This window comes from Brevibacillus reuszeri (genome assembly GCF_001187725.1).
GTDB lineage: Bacteria > Bacillota > Bacilli > Brevibacillales > Brevibacillaceae > Brevibacillus > Brevibacillus reuszeri.
The window spans coordinates 59840-75990 of sequence record NZ_LGIQ01000005.1 but is presented as its reverse complement, the minus strand read 5'-3'; the positions used below and the strand labels follow the sequence as shown (position 1 = coordinate 75990).

The window sequence follows — 16151 nt, the reverse complement described above, 5'->3', positions numbered from 1 at the left end:
CACTGGATGTTTCTACCTTTTTTGCAAGAAATCTGCGAGCCGCAAACATGGCTGGAGGATCGTGTGTACATACTCCTTCGCCATCTAGGCATGGAGCAGCCTGAGCAAATCGATCTTCATCGTTTATGCGAGACATACGGGATCGAAATTATCGAAATCAGCGGCCGCAGCAGGGCTCATGAGCATCCTACCATGCATAATCATTACGTCATCGCTGTAGACGACCGCCTGGAGCCTGCCTACCAAAGGGTCAAAATTGCTCATGAGCTTGGGCATTTGCTTTTGCATGAAGGCGTGCAGCCACAGAGCACGACATGGATGATCGATTGGCAGGAGTCGCAGGCGAATCACTTTGCCGAACATTTGCTGCTGCCGTTTTTCATGATGAGCCCGCTGCTGACAGATTGCTCTCGCTATGATGCTCCTGCCCTTTTGGCACAGCGCTTCACTGTCCCGCTTTCTTTGGCAGCCAGACGCTTTGACCGCGTCCTCGCTCGCTTGCATGCGCGAGGCGTGCCAGTATTTTGGTAAGGTCAAATTAATCCGACCACTTGAAAGGGGGCTTCTAACGCCATGAAGCATGTCTTCGTCGCAGGAGATGCATACACCACCCATTTTTTTGATTTGCCACTGGAAAACGACGAGGAGCTCTCGCTCTTTCCTTCGATTCAGGTTGCCAGCTATCACGTCGCCAATTTTGCGCTGATGCTGCGTGATACAGGTCTCTTGGGACTCGGCATTTCTGCGGGTGATGCTTTATTAATCTCCAATTTTTCACTGGAACCGATTAAGGACAGACCCGTTCTGATTCGTCAGGAAGGCCAATTTATCGTTCGCATTGCTGCTGACGTCAACCCGGTAGAATGTGTATTTACAACCACAAGTGACGCAGATACGCCCCTCATACTTCCTTCGGAAAATATTCGAATCGCAGGCGTGGTCAGTGGAATCATTCCTCACCTGGAACCATAACTTCTTTTCTGACCCATTCCTTCAACGCTGCGGCTGCTTGCTGCCATTGCTCCTGTGGGGTGATGGCAGCCGGCTGATCCCCGTCCTGTTTCCCGTAGCTACCGAACTGGGAATGGTTTCCCCCTTCGATGGACATATACGTCGTACTCTCTGGCAAGTACGTTTTTCCCAGCTCAAATTTTTCCCGATTAACGATCCCGTCACGTGAGCCCAGCAGCGAAAGAACAGGAATCCCAGCATCGAGTAAGCTGCCTTGCTTGTCAGGATAGGCTCCCAGTAAAAACACGCCACGAATCCGATCCGTGTGCATTTTCGCATAGCGGGCAGCCATGGCTCCTCCCAGAGAATGCCCCCCAATAACAAAAGTCCGATTCGGATAGGCTTTTAACACTTGATTGGCACGTTCCATATCACTTATAGCCAAATTAAGCGGCATTCTGGCGATGAATACGCGGTATCCTGAGCCTGCCAACAATTTGGCCAGGGGAGCGTAGCTTTCCGACTTGATGAGCCCTCCAGGATAAAAAATCACGCCCGGATCATGTGATTCTCCCCCTTCGAAGACAATCCAGTCCCCAGTATTCATGACGGTAATTCCTTCTCCGCCTTGCATCGCCGCAGTGGCCGCAGGATCAGGCTGGTACGGACGTAAATACCAAATCACTGTACAGGCAGCAAACAATACGACCAAGACAATAATCTGATACCATCGTTTCCGATACTGACTCATCCCTTCACCACCATCCGTTCCCAGCTATCTGCTTCTTATTATGTCTCCTTTTTCTGTTGCATGTGCGTGTTTTGCCGGAAATCCCTTTTTTATTTATGGTGGCACGAAAAAACAAAGAGGCGAAACGCTGCTCACGTCTCACCCCTTCTCCTTTTGCCTCTCGCGAAAGCGGCGGACCTTCATCAGGTTTCCGCACATTTTATCGTCGCACCAGCGCCGGACCCGATTACGGCTTTCATCAAAAAAGACCCACTGGCAATCATCGTTATCGCAGATTTTGATTCTACGCACATCCTGACTCGTCAACAGCTGTGCAAAGGATTCAGCAATCCGCCCGTGAATGAGCTCCCACCCCTGCGCGGGGTTCACCTGCTCCAGCATATAGCCAAGTCCGTCGCTATCTGCTGTCACGTGCATATACGAGGGGGCTAAAACCAGTGCTCGATTCAACGCATCCACATCCTCTGGCTGCGCAGCTTCGCCTCTGACCACTGCCATAACGATTCTACGCATCTGTTCACGAAGCTGGAGCAGCGAGAGTCTGACTTTTTCATCTGCTGGTGCTGGCACTGGCAAATTCCATTGCTGTAAAAAGGATTCCAGCCATCCCTTTTTGTCCAAACGATTTTCTCTTTTCCCTGATCCACGCCAATCTCGCCAATCGCTATTTAAAAAATCGATGCACAGCCACTCCACTCCTGCTCCTCCATTCATATCCGCCCACTCATGATCCCTCTTGTATGTTCATCCAGGATATGGTATCTTTTTAGTAACTACCAAAACAAATTTAGATCGTTACATCATTCGTTCCTAGAGTCATTATACCGTCTACTTATTCCGTTTCACAGATGAGGAGGATGTGTCATGAACAGGATGGAATTACTATTGCACGAATGGGAATGTACCTATGACAGGGAAGATTCGTACCCGCCCTTAAAGGATGCTCTCACCGGCCTTTCCGCAGCCGAAGCAAGCTGGCGTCCTGAAGGCATCGCAGCGAATACGATCTGGGAAAACGTCAGCCATCTTCTTTATTTCAAAGAACGGCTCTTGCATCGCTTGCTGAATACCGATTTCCCTCTATCTGCAGAGACCAACGATGACACCTTTACTCCTGCTGGCGGCCCTGACGATGACGAAGCCTGGCAAGCAACGATCGCTCGAATGGAGAGCGTCCATCGCCAGATTCGTGAAACGCTCACCTCGCTCCCCGAAGATGCATTTGATCAGCTATTGCCTACTACTCCTTTAGGGCTGAGCGTGATGAGCATTGTCCGGCACGATGCTTTCCACACCGGACAAATCGTGCAAATTCGCAAGCTGCAAGGCACATGGCCTGAACGACGCCCATATTTGTAGGCTCGTTCAATGACTAGATTTTACATTGATAAATGCTGAGCAATCCTATATAGTTGATGAATAAATCAATTTCATACATGTATCCTCATCTTTCACGGTGAGGATAGAGGTCGCGGCTTTTATATCATCCTGTACGAGATTCAGCAGAAATTCATGACTGCAGGAAAAGGAAAATCCGCCGAAGTCCATCGCGTATCGCTGTGCGCATGGGCTGGGGCTGTACCCGAAAGGGACAGAACTGTCACGTCTTGCTTGCCGGCAGACGTGTTGTGCTATCTTCAGTGAAGGCTTGGTGGGGATTTGATGATACCGCTTCATGCCCTTTTTATGGCTAGAAGTGGTTTTTTCGTTTCCGACCTTCCTTCCGAACATTCTTTTTTAGAAAGGTCGTGTCAAGTAGGTTATGTCAGAAAATCAATTGCAACGTGGTCTAAAAGCCCGTCACCTGACCATGATCGCCATTGGCGGTTCGATTGGTACAGGATTGTTCCTCGCGAGCGGCGGCTCCATCCACTCTGCCGGACCTGGTGGAGCCTTGGTTGCCTACGTCGCTATCAGTATCATGGTTTACTTCCTGATGACCAGTCTGGGAGAAATGGCTGCATTCATGCCCGTTTCCGGTTCGTTCTCCACATATGCCACTCGCTTCGTCGATCCATCCTTGGGCTTTGCCCTCGGTTGGAATTACTGGTACAACTGGGCTATTACCATTGCGGTCGAGCTATCAGCTGCTGCTCTGATCATGAAATTTTGGTTCCCGAATACTCCTTCTATCCTGTGGAGTGCCTTGTTCCTCGTCCTCATGTTTGGTCTGAATTTGTTGTCAGTTAAAAGCTATGGGGAATCTGAGTATTGGTTTGCACTTATTAAAGTCGTAACCGTTATTGTCTTTATCGTGATTGGTGTCCTGATGATTTTCGGCATTATGGGTGGAGAAGCCGTTGGATTTCAAAACTTCACCAAAGGCGACGCTCCATTTAGTGGCGGCTTCATGGCCTTGCTGGGTGTCTTTATGATCGCCGGGTTCTCTTTTCAAGGGACAGAGCTGGTCGGTGTCGCTGCGGGTGAAAGTGAAAACCCTGCTAAAAATATTCCGAAGGCCATTCGCCAGATTTTTTGGCGTATCCTGTTGTTCTATATTTTTGCGATTTTCATCATCGGTCTCCTCGTGCCCTATGATAACCCTAATCTGATTAGCGGAGATATTGCGGATATTGCAATCAGCCCGTTCACGATCGTGTTCGAAAAAGCCGGGTTTGCCTTCGCTGCTTCCGTGATGAACGCTGTTATTCTCACCTCGGTTCTATCCGCAGGTAACTCTGGCATGTACGCTTCTACCCGTATGCTCTGGGTGCTGGCCAAGGAAGGCAAAGCACCAAAATGGTTTGCCAAGGTTACACGTAACGGTGTACCGATCAATTCCTTGATCTTGACTGCTTTGATCGGGGCGCTCGCCTTTTTGTCCTCGCTGTTTGGCGATGGAGAAGTGTACATTTGGCTATTAAATGCATCCGGGATGTCTGGCTTTATTGCATGGCTCGGCATCGCTGTCAGCCATTATCGCTTTCGCAAAGCTTTTCTAGCGCAAGGACGCGATCTGAAGGAGCTTCCTTATCGAGCGAAGTGGTTCCCGTTTGGACCTATTTTCGCATTCATCATTTGCTGTATCGTCATTCTCGGTCAAAATTACTCTGCGTTTTCTGCCGAAGGGATCGATTGGAACGGTCTGATGGTTTCGTATGTCGGTCTTCCCCTGTTCCTGATCGTCTGGTTGGTGTATAAATTTACGAAAAAAACAAAGCTGGTACCGCTTGAGCGAGTGGATTTCAGCATGGATGAAAACTCTCATTAAACACAGTTTGCTGCTCCACCATTCGATACAGAGGATCTCCTTTTCACCACAGGAGATTCTTTTTCTTTTTATTCAAGTTGGCAATTATTCATTTCTATCCCGTATGAGTACAAACACTGCCTATCTTAAGGAATGGCGAAACCAGATTTTCTAAATCTATGCAAATATTTTTCTGCTTGTCATAACTATTTCCGTTGACGAAATAAAAGTGGAAATATATACTGTTGATTAAATTGATAATGATAATCGTTATCATAATAAAAATCAGGAGGTTTCTTTAATGAAGTCCAGGCTTTTCTCGACCATTTACAGCACTACCTTGGTTACTGCATTATTGGCAAGCTCACCCCTCGTTTTTCCCACTGCCCACGCATTCGCTGCAGAACTGAAGACGATAGATGTCATTACGATGGACCAGGCTATCGAAAAGACTCTGAAAAACAATGCCGATCTGGAGCTGCTCCGATTAGCCGCCGATACAACTTACTACGATTCACTCATAACCCTTCAAGATAGTCAGGCAATAAAGGAAAATTCCATTTATACCTTCAAAGATGCACAGACAAAATACAAGAAGGCAGCAGAAGCCCAAAGAGATATTGCCACTAGCAAGGCCACTATGGATGCGTTAAAAAGCTCATTGCAGTTTCAGGTTAAAAAAGCTTATCTGGAGGTTTTCTTTCTCGAAGAAAAAATAAAATCGCACAAGGAAAGCATCAACCGCCACTATTGGTATCCATCTCCAAATGAAGAAGCCAAAGAAGGGCTTGCTAAGCTTCAAACCAGTCACGAGCAGGCGTTGGCCAAGCTGAATGTTTTACTGCTAGAAGCACCAGGAAAAAATTGGAGATTGTCCACTTACGACCTGACACACTATCATCTGCCTACGCTGGAAGAAGTACAAGCTAACGCTTACGAAAAACGCCCGGATATGATAAAAGTTGAAGAGGAAAGAAAGCTTGCTGAAGTAAAGGTAAACATCGTTGCGAGGTATTCTCTCAAGAGTAGCTACGATGGTAAAATCGCAAGAAATAATTTGAATAAAGCGGAGATTTTGTTGGAAAAGGCGAAAGCTACGGTAGAAAAAGAACTAAAAGATAACTATGATAAAGTCATCTCAGCGAAAAAAGTAATGGAAGAGAGCATAGCAGCAAGAGATGCCGCACAGAAGCAATACGATGAGACAAAGGCGGATTATTCCATACGAAAAGTATCTCTGGATGAGTTGATTGATAGAGAAACAAAGCTGTTAGATAGCGAAATAAAAGCAATTGATTCTAATTATCAGTACCATGTAGCAGTTGTCACCTTAAAGCAATCCATCGGAGATTAGTCGTTTTATCATGGAAATGGCCTACTATTCCTTCTTCCTACTTTTTTGACGATCAGCCTATATAAATTTGAAAATACACCCCCAAGAGGGAGCATTCATGGTTTTACCTCCTGGGGGTTTCCTATACGTTGGTGCATAGCTGCTTCGCGTGTAAGATTCTGCTTCACTTGGAGAGCATGCCTTGCGTAAAACGAATCCATTCCCTTGTCGCGTACGAGAGATACCCGTTCTTCCTCCAAATCATCCCCAGATGCCACTTGATTTCAGGATTCACCAAAGACAGAATGCGAAATCGCGCCGGGTCCAGCTCACTGCAAATCGTTTGAGGCAACAAGGTGATTCCGATATTTGCCGCCACCATTTCACTGAGAAAATCCCACTGCGAGCTTTTGTAAATGACTTTGGGATGAAAGCCGACCCGTACACATGCGTCAATGATCCGATTGTGCAAAGCAAAATCCTCGTGAAATAAAAGGAACCGTTCTTCTGCTAGCTCGGCCAACGATACCTCCTGCCTATCGGCCAATGCGTGCGTCGGATGCACAACGACCTTAATATCTTCCTTTACAAACGAATATGACTCAAAAATGTCCTCATCGATCGGCAGTAGTACGACACCGCTGTCCAGCATGCCGGAAGCCACATCTGCCTCCACCTTCTTCGAGCCTACCTCTAAAAGCTCCAGGACAATTCCTGGGTACTGCTCGCAAAACTTCCCAATCACCCGAGGAAAAAAATTCGCTCCGACCATAGGCGGCAATCCGATTCGTATCCTGCCTTTTTTCAGTTCCATGACTTCATGAATATGAATCGTCATGCTTTCAAACGATTTCACCATAACCTCTGCTTGGGAATACAGAACCCAGCCTGCGTCGGTCAGCACCACTCGCTTGCCCAATCGCTCAAAAAGCTCAACGCCCAGCTCTTCCTCCAGATTGCGTACCATTTTGCTGATCGTGGGCTGTGTAATGTAGAGGGATTCCGCTGCTTTGGTAAAGCTGTTGTGGCGAGCGACCTCCAAAAAATATTGCAAATGCCGGATATCCATCAGACATCTCCTTTGCGTCACCTATAGATAGAATGAATCCCAGTGATTCTATATATGCATTTTACCTATGAAAAGAGGTGATGTACACTTTTCATAAAGGGAGAGAACTTCATGAAAAGACTACTTATCCTCTTGGGGCAGGTTGCTTTTTTTATCGTTATTTCGATAATAATGAACGCACTTGTCTCGATCCTCGATTGGAAAATACCCGGCAGCCTTCTCGGCATGTTTGTGGTGTTTTTATTGCTTCAATGTAAGGTACTGCGTCTGGAATGGATTGAAACGGGAGCAAGCTGGCTACTCGCCGAGCTGCTGCTTTTTTTCATTCCGCCATCCGTCGGAATCGTCTCGTATCAAAGCCTGATGCTGCATGAGGGAATCCAAATTTTTCTCGTGATTGCCTTTGGCACTGCATTTGTCATGATCTGTAGTGGACTGGTAGCCCAAAGCATCTCCAAACGAAAGGAGCATACCCGTTCATGATCGCCGGCTTATTCGGATTTTTGTTTACGATTTTCATTTATCTCATCGCTAAACGGTTATATCGTTACAAACGAATTTTACTTTTTTCACCGTTACTGTTTACACCTATTGTTTTGGTTATTGTCTTGCTCTGTACTCATACTTCTTATGATACGTACAATGCTGGCGGCAAATGGCTGGCTTACATGCTCCAGCCTGCGACGATCGCTTTTGCCGTTCCGCTTTACAAATACTATCCTTTATTGAAGAAACACGCTGCGCAAATCACGATCAGCGTCGTAGCTGGCTCGGTTGTGGCCGTTGTTTCCTCTGCCCTGCTTGCCCTTTTACTGCACGTCGATCACCAGGTGCTGTTCAGCCTGCTGCCGCGTTCGATCACTACGCCGATCGCCATGAACGTATCGGAGATGATCGGAGGCGTTCCTTCTATTACTGCTGTGCTTGTATTACTAACGGGATTGCTCGGCTCTGTCATCGGACCGTATATCATCTCGTATCTGCGTATCTCCGATGATATCGCCAGAGGAGTGTTGCTCGGTACAAGTGCGCACGGAGCGGGAACATCAAAAGCATTCGAGCTGAGCCCGATATCAGGCACTGTCTCCAGTATCTCGATGATCCTAGCTGCCCTCGTTACACAGCTGGTTGCTACGATCATCATGTCGTCCTGACCACATCATTTTTCTTCTATTAATAAGAGAGTGCTCTGGCAATCGTAGGGCCAGCACTCTTTTTTTGATTCCCCTCCCTTACAACGTGAAAAAAAGGGACGGTCTTATGACCATCCCTCATCACATGCTTCCTCTATGATTCTCGCTTCGTTGATACACCGCTTCTGCAAATCAGCTTAAGCCTTCATCCGGCTCATCAAGCTATCCATACGCTCCAGCGCCTTTTTCAATTGATCCATCGAAGTAGCGTACGAGCAGCGAATATGCCCGTGACCGCTTTCTCCAAATACATCACCAGGAACAACGGCTACCTTTTCCTCCATCAGCAGCTTCTCTGCAAATGCCGCAGAAGACAGTCCCGTTGAAGCAACAGACGGGAAGGCGTAAAAAGCACCGTCCGGCTCGTGGCAAGCCAGCCCGATTTGTCTGAAGCCATCTACGATGTAATTCCGGCGCTGGCGGTAGCTCTCGATCATTCGTTCCATATCTGAGCGTCCGTGGCGAAGTGCCTCCAGCGCAGCCATTTGCGCCATGGTTGGGGCACACAGCATCGTGTATTGATGAATTTTCAGCATGCCTGCCAAAAGATCAGGGGTGGCACATACGTACCCGAGACGCCAGCCTGTCATCGCAAAAGCTTTGGAGAAACCGGAAATCAGAATTGTTCTGTCCTTCATTCCTGGGAGTGCTGCGATACTGTCATGCATCCGACCGTACGTCAGCTCTGCGTAAATCTCATCGGAAATCACCAACAGGTCATGCTTCTCGATAATTGGCAGCAGCGTCTGCCACTCATCTGCCGTCATCGTGCCCCCTGTCGGGTTATTCGGATAGCAGAAAATGATCGCTTTGGTTCGAGGAGAAATATGCTTCTCCAGCTCTTCTGGCGTCAGCTTGAAATTGTTTTCCATCGTCGTTTTCAAAAAGACCGGGACACCGCCAGCCAAACGAATGACGGGCTCGTACGATACGTAGCACGGCTCGACAACCAGCACCTCATCGCCCGGGTCCAAAATGGCGCGCAGCGCGATGTCAATCGCTTCACTCGCTCCAACCGTAATCAGAATCTCGGACTCAGGATGGTAGCTTACTGAAAAACGCTCCTCCAAGTACTTCTGGATTTCAACCCGCAGCTCGAGCAGGCCAGCATTGGAGGTGTACGCTGTATGTCCGCGCTCCAATGACGAAATCGATGCTTCCCGCATGCGCCATGGTGTAACGAAATCAGGCTCACCAACACCAAGTGAGATGACGCCCTCCATCGAAGCGGCCAAATCGAAAAAGCGGCGGATTCCCGATGGCTTCAGCGAAGCGACTGTGGATGATAAACGGCTTTTGTTGACTGTCATTTGTGTACTCACGGCGTAACCACCATCCTGCGATCTTCGTCACGATCTTCCAGCTCAATCCCATCGTGCTTGTAGCGTTTTAAAATAAAATGTGTAGCGGTAGAAACCACGGAATCGAGTGTCGCCAGCTTTTGCGAAACAAAGTTGGCTACTTCTCTCATCGTTTTTCCTTCCAGTACGATAGACAAGTCATAGCTCGCACCTGACATCAAGTAGACTGCCTTTACTTCAGGGAAGCGACAAATGCGCTCTGCCACCTCGTCGAAGCCAACATCACGCTTCGGCGTTACTTTTACATCAATCATCGCGTTGACATACGGATGATCCTCAACCCGCTCCCAATTGACGAGCGCTGGGTACTTCACGATGACTTTGTCAGCTTCCAGTGCGGCAATTGCCGCTTCAACCGCCTCCGTCGTCTCTCCCAGCATCTTGCCGATTTGCTCGGCACTCATCCGGCTGTCCTCTTCCAAAAGATGTAGCAGTTCACGTTGCTTCACTCGATCCATACCCCACCACTCCATTTCTCTCTTTTTTGAAAAGCAAAAAGCCCCAGCAACCAGACCCATGGTTTCCCATAAATCCGATTGCTGAGGCGAAGGTATCGCGGTACCACTCAGCTTTTTTGCCTTTTTCACAAAAGACAATCTTATGCAGTCATCATCGACATGCGCCCGATAACGTGGGCCAGTCGCTGCTTTCTACTCAATCGTTCAAAAGCAGAGCTCCAAGGTGGCTTTCAAAAAGAGTTCGCGGCTACCCTCCCAGCAATCAGGCAGCTCTCTGGACGTCAAATCCCTTTTCTACTTTCCTTTTCACGGCATTTCCTAGCTATGCGTGTTCCATGCTTGATGGAATGTCTCCGATTATAAAAAGGTTTTCGGCTGTTGTCAACTAACAAGTTAATGGGTGGAATTCATAAATTATGTGGCATAATGGAAAGACCAAAAAAATGGCAGGGGAATCACATGACAAAAAGTATTGGTGTTATCGACCTTGGTTCAAATACAGCCAGACTGGTTATTTATCAGCAAGACGAGCAAGGAAATCTGACCGAAGTAGACAATATCAAGCGAAGCCTCAGACTCAGCAATCACCTGCAAAACAACCGTCTCGACGATGATGGGATGGCGATTACGCTGACCTGCTTGCGTCAATTCAAGGAACTGCTCGATGCAAGACAAGTACAGCAAACAATCGGCGTTGCCACCGCAGCCGTTCGCCAAGCAGAGAATGGCGTGGAGCTGCTTGAACGAATCAAAGCCGAAGCAGGAATCACCATACAAATTTTAACCGGCGAGGAAGAGGCCCGTTACGGTTATCTCGCTGTGATGGATAGCATGAATGTGGATGAGGGAATCACGATTGATATCGGCGGCGGAAGCACCGAGGTCACTTATTTTCAGAATCGCAAGCTGAAGGAAAGTCATAGTTTTCCATTTGGGATTGTCACATTGACCAAAAGGTTTCTGCATAGCGATATTCCGACGGAAGCCGAATTTACGCAGCTGCGCTCTTTTCTCGCTGATTCGTTCGCGTCCAAGCCATGGCTCAAAAATAAACAATGTCCCGTGATCGCCATTGGTGGAACAGCACGCAATCTGGGAAAAATTCATCAGCGCTCCGTTCACTACAGCATGGACAGTCTGCATCACTACCCGATCAGTAAAGAAAATGTGACCAGTATTTTGGAGCATATCCGTATCCTCTCGCTCGAAGAAAGACGTCAAGTCCCGGGAATGTCCAAGGACAGGGCCGATGTCGTTCTTTCCGGAATCGCAGCGTTTGAATCCTTGCTCTCCTATACGGGCAGCGATGTCCTTCTCATAAGCAACAAAGGGCTTCGGGAGGGTGTGCTGTACGAATCTGTTTGGGGAGCTGAGCCACCTGCTACCGGCAGCGAGCTTCATGCAAAAACCGCTGCCCAATTCATGAATCGTTACCACATTGACACCATACATGCCCAGCACGTGAAAAGCTTGTCCCTATCGCTGTTTGACCAGCTGGGCGCACAACGACTCCATGCTTTCGGGCAAGAGGAACGAGAGCTTTTGGCGTCCGCTTCCCTCTTACATGATGCAGGTCGCAGCATCAATGTCTACGAATCGTCCGAGCATACCTTTTATTTGCTCTCACAGGTGCTGATGGCAGGCTTCACGCACCGGGAGCGGCTGCTCATTGCCATGCTTGCGTCCTACAAAAGCAATAAGCTGCTGCTTGGTCAAATCAGCCGTCATGCCGATATCGTATCCAAGCAGGACAAAAATCTCATAGAAAAGCTGGGCACCCTTTTGCTCGTTTCCCGGATGCTTGATCGCTCGATGACCCAATCCATTCATGCCGTCCAGCTTATCAAGACGAACGGGTCGTATCTTCTCCGTTGCATGGGAAAACGCACCGATCACCTGGAGTATTCGTTATTGGACGAACCATTGATCAAGTTCTCCAAGGCATGGAAAATTCCGATTGCCTATACTGCGGTAGCAGACAGCCCCAAAACTTAACAATCCCTTAATAGTAGCCTGCTATACTTGTCCTAAAGAGTTGGGATCATCTACCTATCAATGCGTGATCAAAAAGTTGGCTTTTCACTTTTTGAATAACCTCTATAAATATAAAAGGGTTGGACATGGATGAAGGACTTTAGTATTCCAGATTATTATATCAATCGAGAGTTAAGCTGGATTGCCTTTAACGAGCGAGTGCTTGCAGAGGCCGCCAATCCGGATAATCCATTATTTGAACGGTTAAAATTTGTCGCCATCGCAAGCAGCAACTTTGACGAATTTTTCATGGTAAGGGTAGCAGGTCTAAAGGACCAAGTGAAAGCTGGATTCACCAAGCCAGACAACAAATCGGGGATGACTCCAGGGGAACAGCTCCAGGCCATTTGGGAGCGGACGCATCATGTTTTGGGCTCCATGTACGCTATCCTGAAAAACGAAATTACGCCTGACCTCCAGCAGGCAGGCATTCGCTTCGTGAAAGCAGAGCAATTAAGCTGTGAGCAGGAACAGTTTGTCCATCAATTTTTCCACCATCATCTGTATCCTGTGCTCACACCAATGGCTGTAGACGCCAGCCATCCGTTTCCGATGCTGCTCAACAAGAGCTTGAATCTCGCAGTGCTATTGGAGGATGACGATCCAGAAAGCGAGGGGCCGCTGTTTGCTGTAGTACAAGTACCCGCTGTTGTACCGCGCTTTCTGGAGCTGCCCTCCCCTGATGGAGAAGCCCATTTTATCTTGCTCGAGGATGTCATTGCCCTGTATATGGATACGTTGTTTCGGGGCTACAACATCCTGGAGGCAAGCCCGTTTCGCATCACACGCAATGCTGATTTGACCATTGACGAAGACGAGACGGAAGACCTGTTAGAAGCGATCGAGCAAGAGCTGAAAAAGCGAAAAATGGGTGAGCCCTCCCGCTTGGCTGTCGCAGCATCCATGAGCGACTTTTTGAAAGAAACGCTGCAGGATTGGCTGGAGCTTTCCGCTTTCGAAATTTTCCGACTGGACGGTCCACTCGACCCCAGCTTCTATTTCCGCTTTCATGCGCTCGCAGGATATGACCATCTGCGGTTTGAGCCGCTTACTTCCCAGCATCCGCTTGATTTGCTGGACGAGGAGGATATTTTTGCAGCGATTCAAAAAAAGGATGTTTTGCTGCATCACCCGTATGAATCGTTCGACCCGATCATCCAATTCGTTCAGGAGGCTGCAGTCGATCCGAATGTTTTGGCCATCAAGCAAACGCTGTATCGGGTAAGCGGAGATTCTCCCATCGTCAATGCGTTGCTTAAAGCCGCAGATAACGGAAAGCAGGTCACGGTCTTGCTTGAGCTGAAGGCTCGCTTTGATGAGGAGAACAACATCGTTTGGGCGAAAAAGCTGGAAAATGCCGGCTGCCATGTTATTTACGGAGTGGCCGGACTGAAAACCCACAGCAAAATCACGCTGGTCGTGCGGGTAGAAGACAACCAGCTGAGAAGATACGTGCATCTGAGCACGGGCAACTACAATGACAAAACGGCAGGCACCTACACAGATATCGGGATGCTTACCTCGCGTGAGGAATTCGGGATTGATGCTTCAAACTTTTTCAATCATTTATCCGGTTATTCGCATCCTCCAGCCTGGCGAGAGATTTCCACAGCGCCAATCGGTATGCGGGAGAGCTTTTTGGCACTCATTGAAAAAGAAATCGAAAACAGCCTGGCAGGAAAGCCTGCTTTTATCATCGCCAAGATGAACTCGTTGACCGACAAACAAATCATCGAGGCCTTGTATCGGGCCTCATGTGCCGGAGTCAAAATTGATTTGATCGTTCGTGGGGTCTGCTGCCTGCGCCCGGGCTTACCCGAGGTCAGCGCCAATATACGTGTCATTAGTATCGTCGGCCGTTACCTGGAGCATAGCCGCATCTATGTGTTCTGCAACGGTGGAAATCCTCAGGTCTATCTCTCCAGCGCGGACTGGATGACACGTAACATGATCGCACGTGTCGAGATTTTATTCCCTGTTGTCCAGGACGATTTGAAAGCCAGAGTCATTCATTATCTGGAGATCATGCTAAAGGATGATGCCAAAGCATCCATGCTTTTGCCCGACGGTACATACATTCGTGTACAACCCGAGAGTCCATTTCCCCAGAACAGTCAGCTCTTTTTTTGGGAGGAAGCATTCCGCCTCAATCAATCGCGAGAAAAAGCTTTCTCTGCTCAACGCCTGAAGCCGATTACTGCGCTGCTGGAATAGGAATGAAACAACGAATACACGCCACTGACGTCTGCCTTTTTGCGGACGTCTTTTTGGTTTCGAAAGGTTTATTAGCTACTCCTAATGACTTTTGTGAAAAGCACACATTTTAACATTGTTATATTGACATTGTTAAAATGAAAATATAATATACGAGTAAGACAACAATGAGGGATCTACACGAAAGGATTGGTTTTATGTCCATCAAACCGTTGCCAAGAAGGCGCCTGCGCTATCGCACGAAGAAGTATCGATCACCGGACGGACTGCCTACTGATATTTGTATTTTTACCATCACCTCCAAAGCGAGATATACAAAGACGAAATCTCTACCGACCAAGCAGCTTTCTGTCCTCTTGATCAAAAGGATCAGCACAACCTTTGGCGAGCAATGGGCACTGCCCGGAGGCTTTTCTAAGGAAAGCGAAACTTTGGATGAATGTGCGTATCGGGAGCTGAAGGAAGAGACGAATATCGATCGGAATGTTCATATCGAGCAGCTCGGGACGTACTACAAGCCTGGCAGAGATCCGCGTGGCTGGATTCCGAGTGTAGCTTATGTATCACTTGTTCACGAGGATTTGCTAGCGCATGCAAAAGCGGACGATGATGCATCAGAAGCACGTCTTTTTTCAGTCGAGGAGGCTTTTGAGCTCCAGCTTGCTTTTGACCATCGGGAGATATTGACCGACGCTCTTGCACGGATTCGCGAAAAAATGCTTCAGACGAATATCGCCAAAGCTTTTTTGCCTGACGAGTTCACTCTCAGCGAGCTTTTACAAGTCATCGAGACAGTCGTTCCTGCGTTCAAGGTAAGCGACCGCGGTAATTTTGAGCGCCGCCTGCTTTCGACAACCAGAAGACAAGGGATTTTAGAGCCGGTACTCGCAGCAGATGGTACTCCACTCTACTCAACGGAGTATTCCAACTCCCCTGCCAAGCTGTACCGATTTACCGATTACATGCCCGTCGCCATGATTTATTGAAGATATTCCCTGAAAGGGACCGAGGAGGTTTTACGTATGAAAGCCCTGATCGTCATTGACTACACGAACGACTTTGTCGCAACAGATGGCGCCCTGACATGTGGGGAGCCAGGTCAAGTGATTGAAGGACGGATTCAAGAGCTGATTCGCGATTTTTTGGCTGAAGGCGATTTCGTGGTCATGGCAGTTGATGCACACAAGGAGCAAGACCCGTATCACCCGGAAACGGGCCTGTATCCCCCGCACAACATCCTCGGCACTCCTGGCCGAAATCTGTACGGCAGCATCCAGAACACGTACGAGGAATTCGAAGATACGATTCATTGGATGGATAAAACGCGCTACAGCGCCTTTCAAGGAACAGACCTTGCTCTTTTATTGCGTACACGCGGAATTACGGAGATTCACCTCGTTGGCGTCTGCACCGACATTTGTGTGCTGCACACGGCAATCGAAGGCTTTTATCACGGTTTTCGCGTCGTCATCCACGAAGATGCTGTGGCCAGCTTCAATGCTGCGGGCCATGCGTGGGCACTCGGCCATTTTAAAAACCAGCTCGGCATGTCTGTCTTGAATCATTCCAAAAAGTCATAACTCGCATCGCCCACTAT

The 16151-nt window shown here is 48.2% G+C and carries 16 protein-coding genes, 1 riboswitch and 1 other annotated feature; of the genes, 11 read left to right on the top strand and 5 right to left on the bottom strand.

Features of this window, described 5'->3' with window-relative positions; translation table 11 throughout:
- Nucleotides 1–6: 6 nt before the first annotated feature.
- Both ADS79_RS03945 and ADS79_RS03940 read left to right on the top strand, forming a co-directional pair.
- Nucleotides 7–531 (top strand): ImmA/IrrE family metallo-endopeptidase, encoded by a 525-nt coding sequence (locus ADS79_RS03945; RefSeq protein ID WP_049737128.1) that lies wholly within the window; start codon nucleotides 7–9, stop codon nucleotides 529–531.
- 42 nt (nucleotides 532–573) lie between these two features.
- Entirely contained in the window at nucleotides 574–972 is a 399-nt protein-coding gene (locus ADS79_RS03940) for a hypothetical protein (RefSeq protein ID WP_049737127.1), read from the top strand.
- Here the strand turns inward: ADS79_RS03940 and ADS79_RS03935 are convergent.
- Complete coding sequence (locus ADS79_RS03935; RefSeq protein ID WP_049737126.1) at nucleotides 950–1702, bottom strand: alpha/beta fold hydrolase; 753 nt, start codon at nucleotides 1700–1702, stop codon at nucleotides 950–952. The genes ADS79_RS03940 and ADS79_RS03935 overlap by 23 nt on opposite strands.
- Nucleotides 1703–1840: 138 nt before the next feature.
- Nucleotides 1841–2398 carry a CGNR zinc finger domain-containing protein gene (locus ADS79_RS03930; protein WP_049737125.1) on the bottom strand — a complete coding sequence of 186 codons (558 nt, stop codon included), beginning with the start codon at nucleotides 2396–2398 and terminating at the stop codon, nucleotides 1841–1843.
- A 168-nt stretch (nucleotides 2399–2566) separates the two neighbouring features.
- Here ADS79_RS03930 and ADS79_RS03925 point away from each other — a divergent pair, with 168 nt between their 5' ends.
- The 3 genes from ADS79_RS03925 (at nucleotide 2567) to ADS79_RS03915 (ending at nucleotide 6246) form a co-directional block, all read left to right on the top strand.
- A complete protein-coding gene (locus ADS79_RS03925; RefSeq protein ID WP_049737124.1) occupies nucleotides 2567–3061 on the top strand; it encodes a DinB family protein in 495 nt (164 codons plus the stop codon).
- Nucleotides 3062–3157: 96 nt separating this feature from the next.
- Nucleotides 3158–3344: riboswitch (Lysine riboswitch) on the top strand.
- A 120-nt stretch (nucleotides 3345–3464) separates the two neighbouring features.
- Entirely contained in the window at nucleotides 3465–4913 is a 1449-nt protein-coding gene (locus ADS79_RS03920; protein WP_049737123.1) for an amino acid permease, read from the top strand.
- 409 nt (nucleotides 4914–5322) lie between these two features.
- Entirely contained in the window at nucleotides 5323–6246 is a 924-nt protein-coding gene (locus ADS79_RS03915; protein WP_236699873.1) for a TolC family protein, read from the top strand.
- 163 nt (nucleotides 6247–6409) lie between these two features.
- Here ADS79_RS03915 and cidR read toward each other — a convergent pair whose 3' ends face one another.
- Nucleotides 6410–7294 carry a cidABC operon transcriptional activator CidR gene (cidR, locus tag ADS79_RS03910; protein WP_049737121.1) on the bottom strand — a complete coding sequence of 295 codons (885 nt, stop codon included), beginning with the start codon at nucleotides 7292–7294 and terminating at the stop codon, nucleotides 6410–6412.
- A 111-nt stretch (nucleotides 7295–7405) separates the two neighbouring features.
- Between cidR and ADS79_RS03905 the strand changes: the two genes are divergently transcribed.
- Nucleotides 7406–7777 (top strand): CidA/LrgA family protein, encoded by a 372-nt coding sequence (locus tag ADS79_RS03905; protein ID WP_049737120.1) that lies wholly within the window; start codon nucleotides 7406–7408, stop codon nucleotides 7775–7777.
- Nucleotides 7774–8448, top strand: a complete 675-nt coding sequence (locus ADS79_RS03900) for a CidB/LrgB family autolysis modulator (RefSeq protein WP_049737119.1) — start codon at nucleotides 7774–7776, stop codon at nucleotides 8446–8448. The genes ADS79_RS03905 and ADS79_RS03900 overlap by 4 nt, the downstream gene beginning before the upstream one ends.
- A 176-nt stretch (nucleotides 8449–8624) precedes the next feature.
- Here the strand turns inward: ADS79_RS03900 and ADS79_RS03895 are convergent, their stop codons facing one another.
- Both ADS79_RS03895 and ADS79_RS03890 read right to left on the bottom strand, forming a co-directional pair.
- Nucleotides 8625–9809 carry an aminotransferase gene (locus ADS79_RS03895; protein WP_049737118.1) on the bottom strand — a complete coding sequence of 395 codons (1185 nt, stop codon included), beginning with the start codon at nucleotides 9807–9809 and terminating at the stop codon, nucleotides 8625–8627.
- A complete protein-coding gene (locus tag ADS79_RS03890) occupies nucleotides 9806–10306 on the bottom strand; it encodes an Lrp/AsnC family transcriptional regulator (RefSeq protein ID WP_049738126.1) in 501 nt (166 codons plus the stop codon). The genes ADS79_RS03895 and ADS79_RS03890 overlap by 4 nt, the downstream gene beginning before the upstream one ends.
- Nucleotides 10307–10385: 79 nt before the next feature.
- Nucleotides 10386–10625 (bottom strand) — a binding site (T-box leader).
- A gap of 140 nt (nucleotides 10626–10765) precedes the next feature.
- Here ADS79_RS03890 and ADS79_RS03885 point away from each other — a divergent pair.
- The 4 genes from ADS79_RS03885 (at nucleotide 10766) to ADS79_RS03870 (ending at nucleotide 16134) form a co-directional block, all read left to right on the top strand.
- A complete protein-coding gene (locus tag ADS79_RS03885) occupies nucleotides 10766–12301 on the top strand; it encodes a Ppx/GppA phosphatase family protein (RefSeq protein WP_049737117.1) in 1536 nt (511 codons plus the stop codon).
- Between the two features lie 129 nt (nucleotides 12302–12430).
- Nucleotides 12431–14554 (top strand): RNA degradosome polyphosphate kinase, encoded by a 2124-nt coding sequence (locus tag ADS79_RS03880; protein WP_049737116.1) that lies wholly within the window; start codon nucleotides 12431–12433, stop codon nucleotides 14552–14554.
- 197 nt (nucleotides 14555–14751) lie between these two features.
- Nucleotides 14752–15540 carry an NUDIX hydrolase gene (locus tag ADS79_RS03875; protein ID WP_049737115.1) on the top strand — a complete coding sequence of 263 codons (789 nt, stop codon included), beginning with the start codon at nucleotides 14752–14754 and terminating at the stop codon, nucleotides 15538–15540.
- 36 nt (nucleotides 15541–15576) lie between these two features.
- Nucleotides 15577–16134 (top strand): cysteine hydrolase family protein, encoded by a 558-nt coding sequence (locus ADS79_RS03870; RefSeq protein ID WP_049737114.1) that lies wholly within the window; start codon nucleotides 15577–15579, stop codon nucleotides 16132–16134.
- Nucleotides 16135–16151 lie beyond the last annotated feature (17 nt).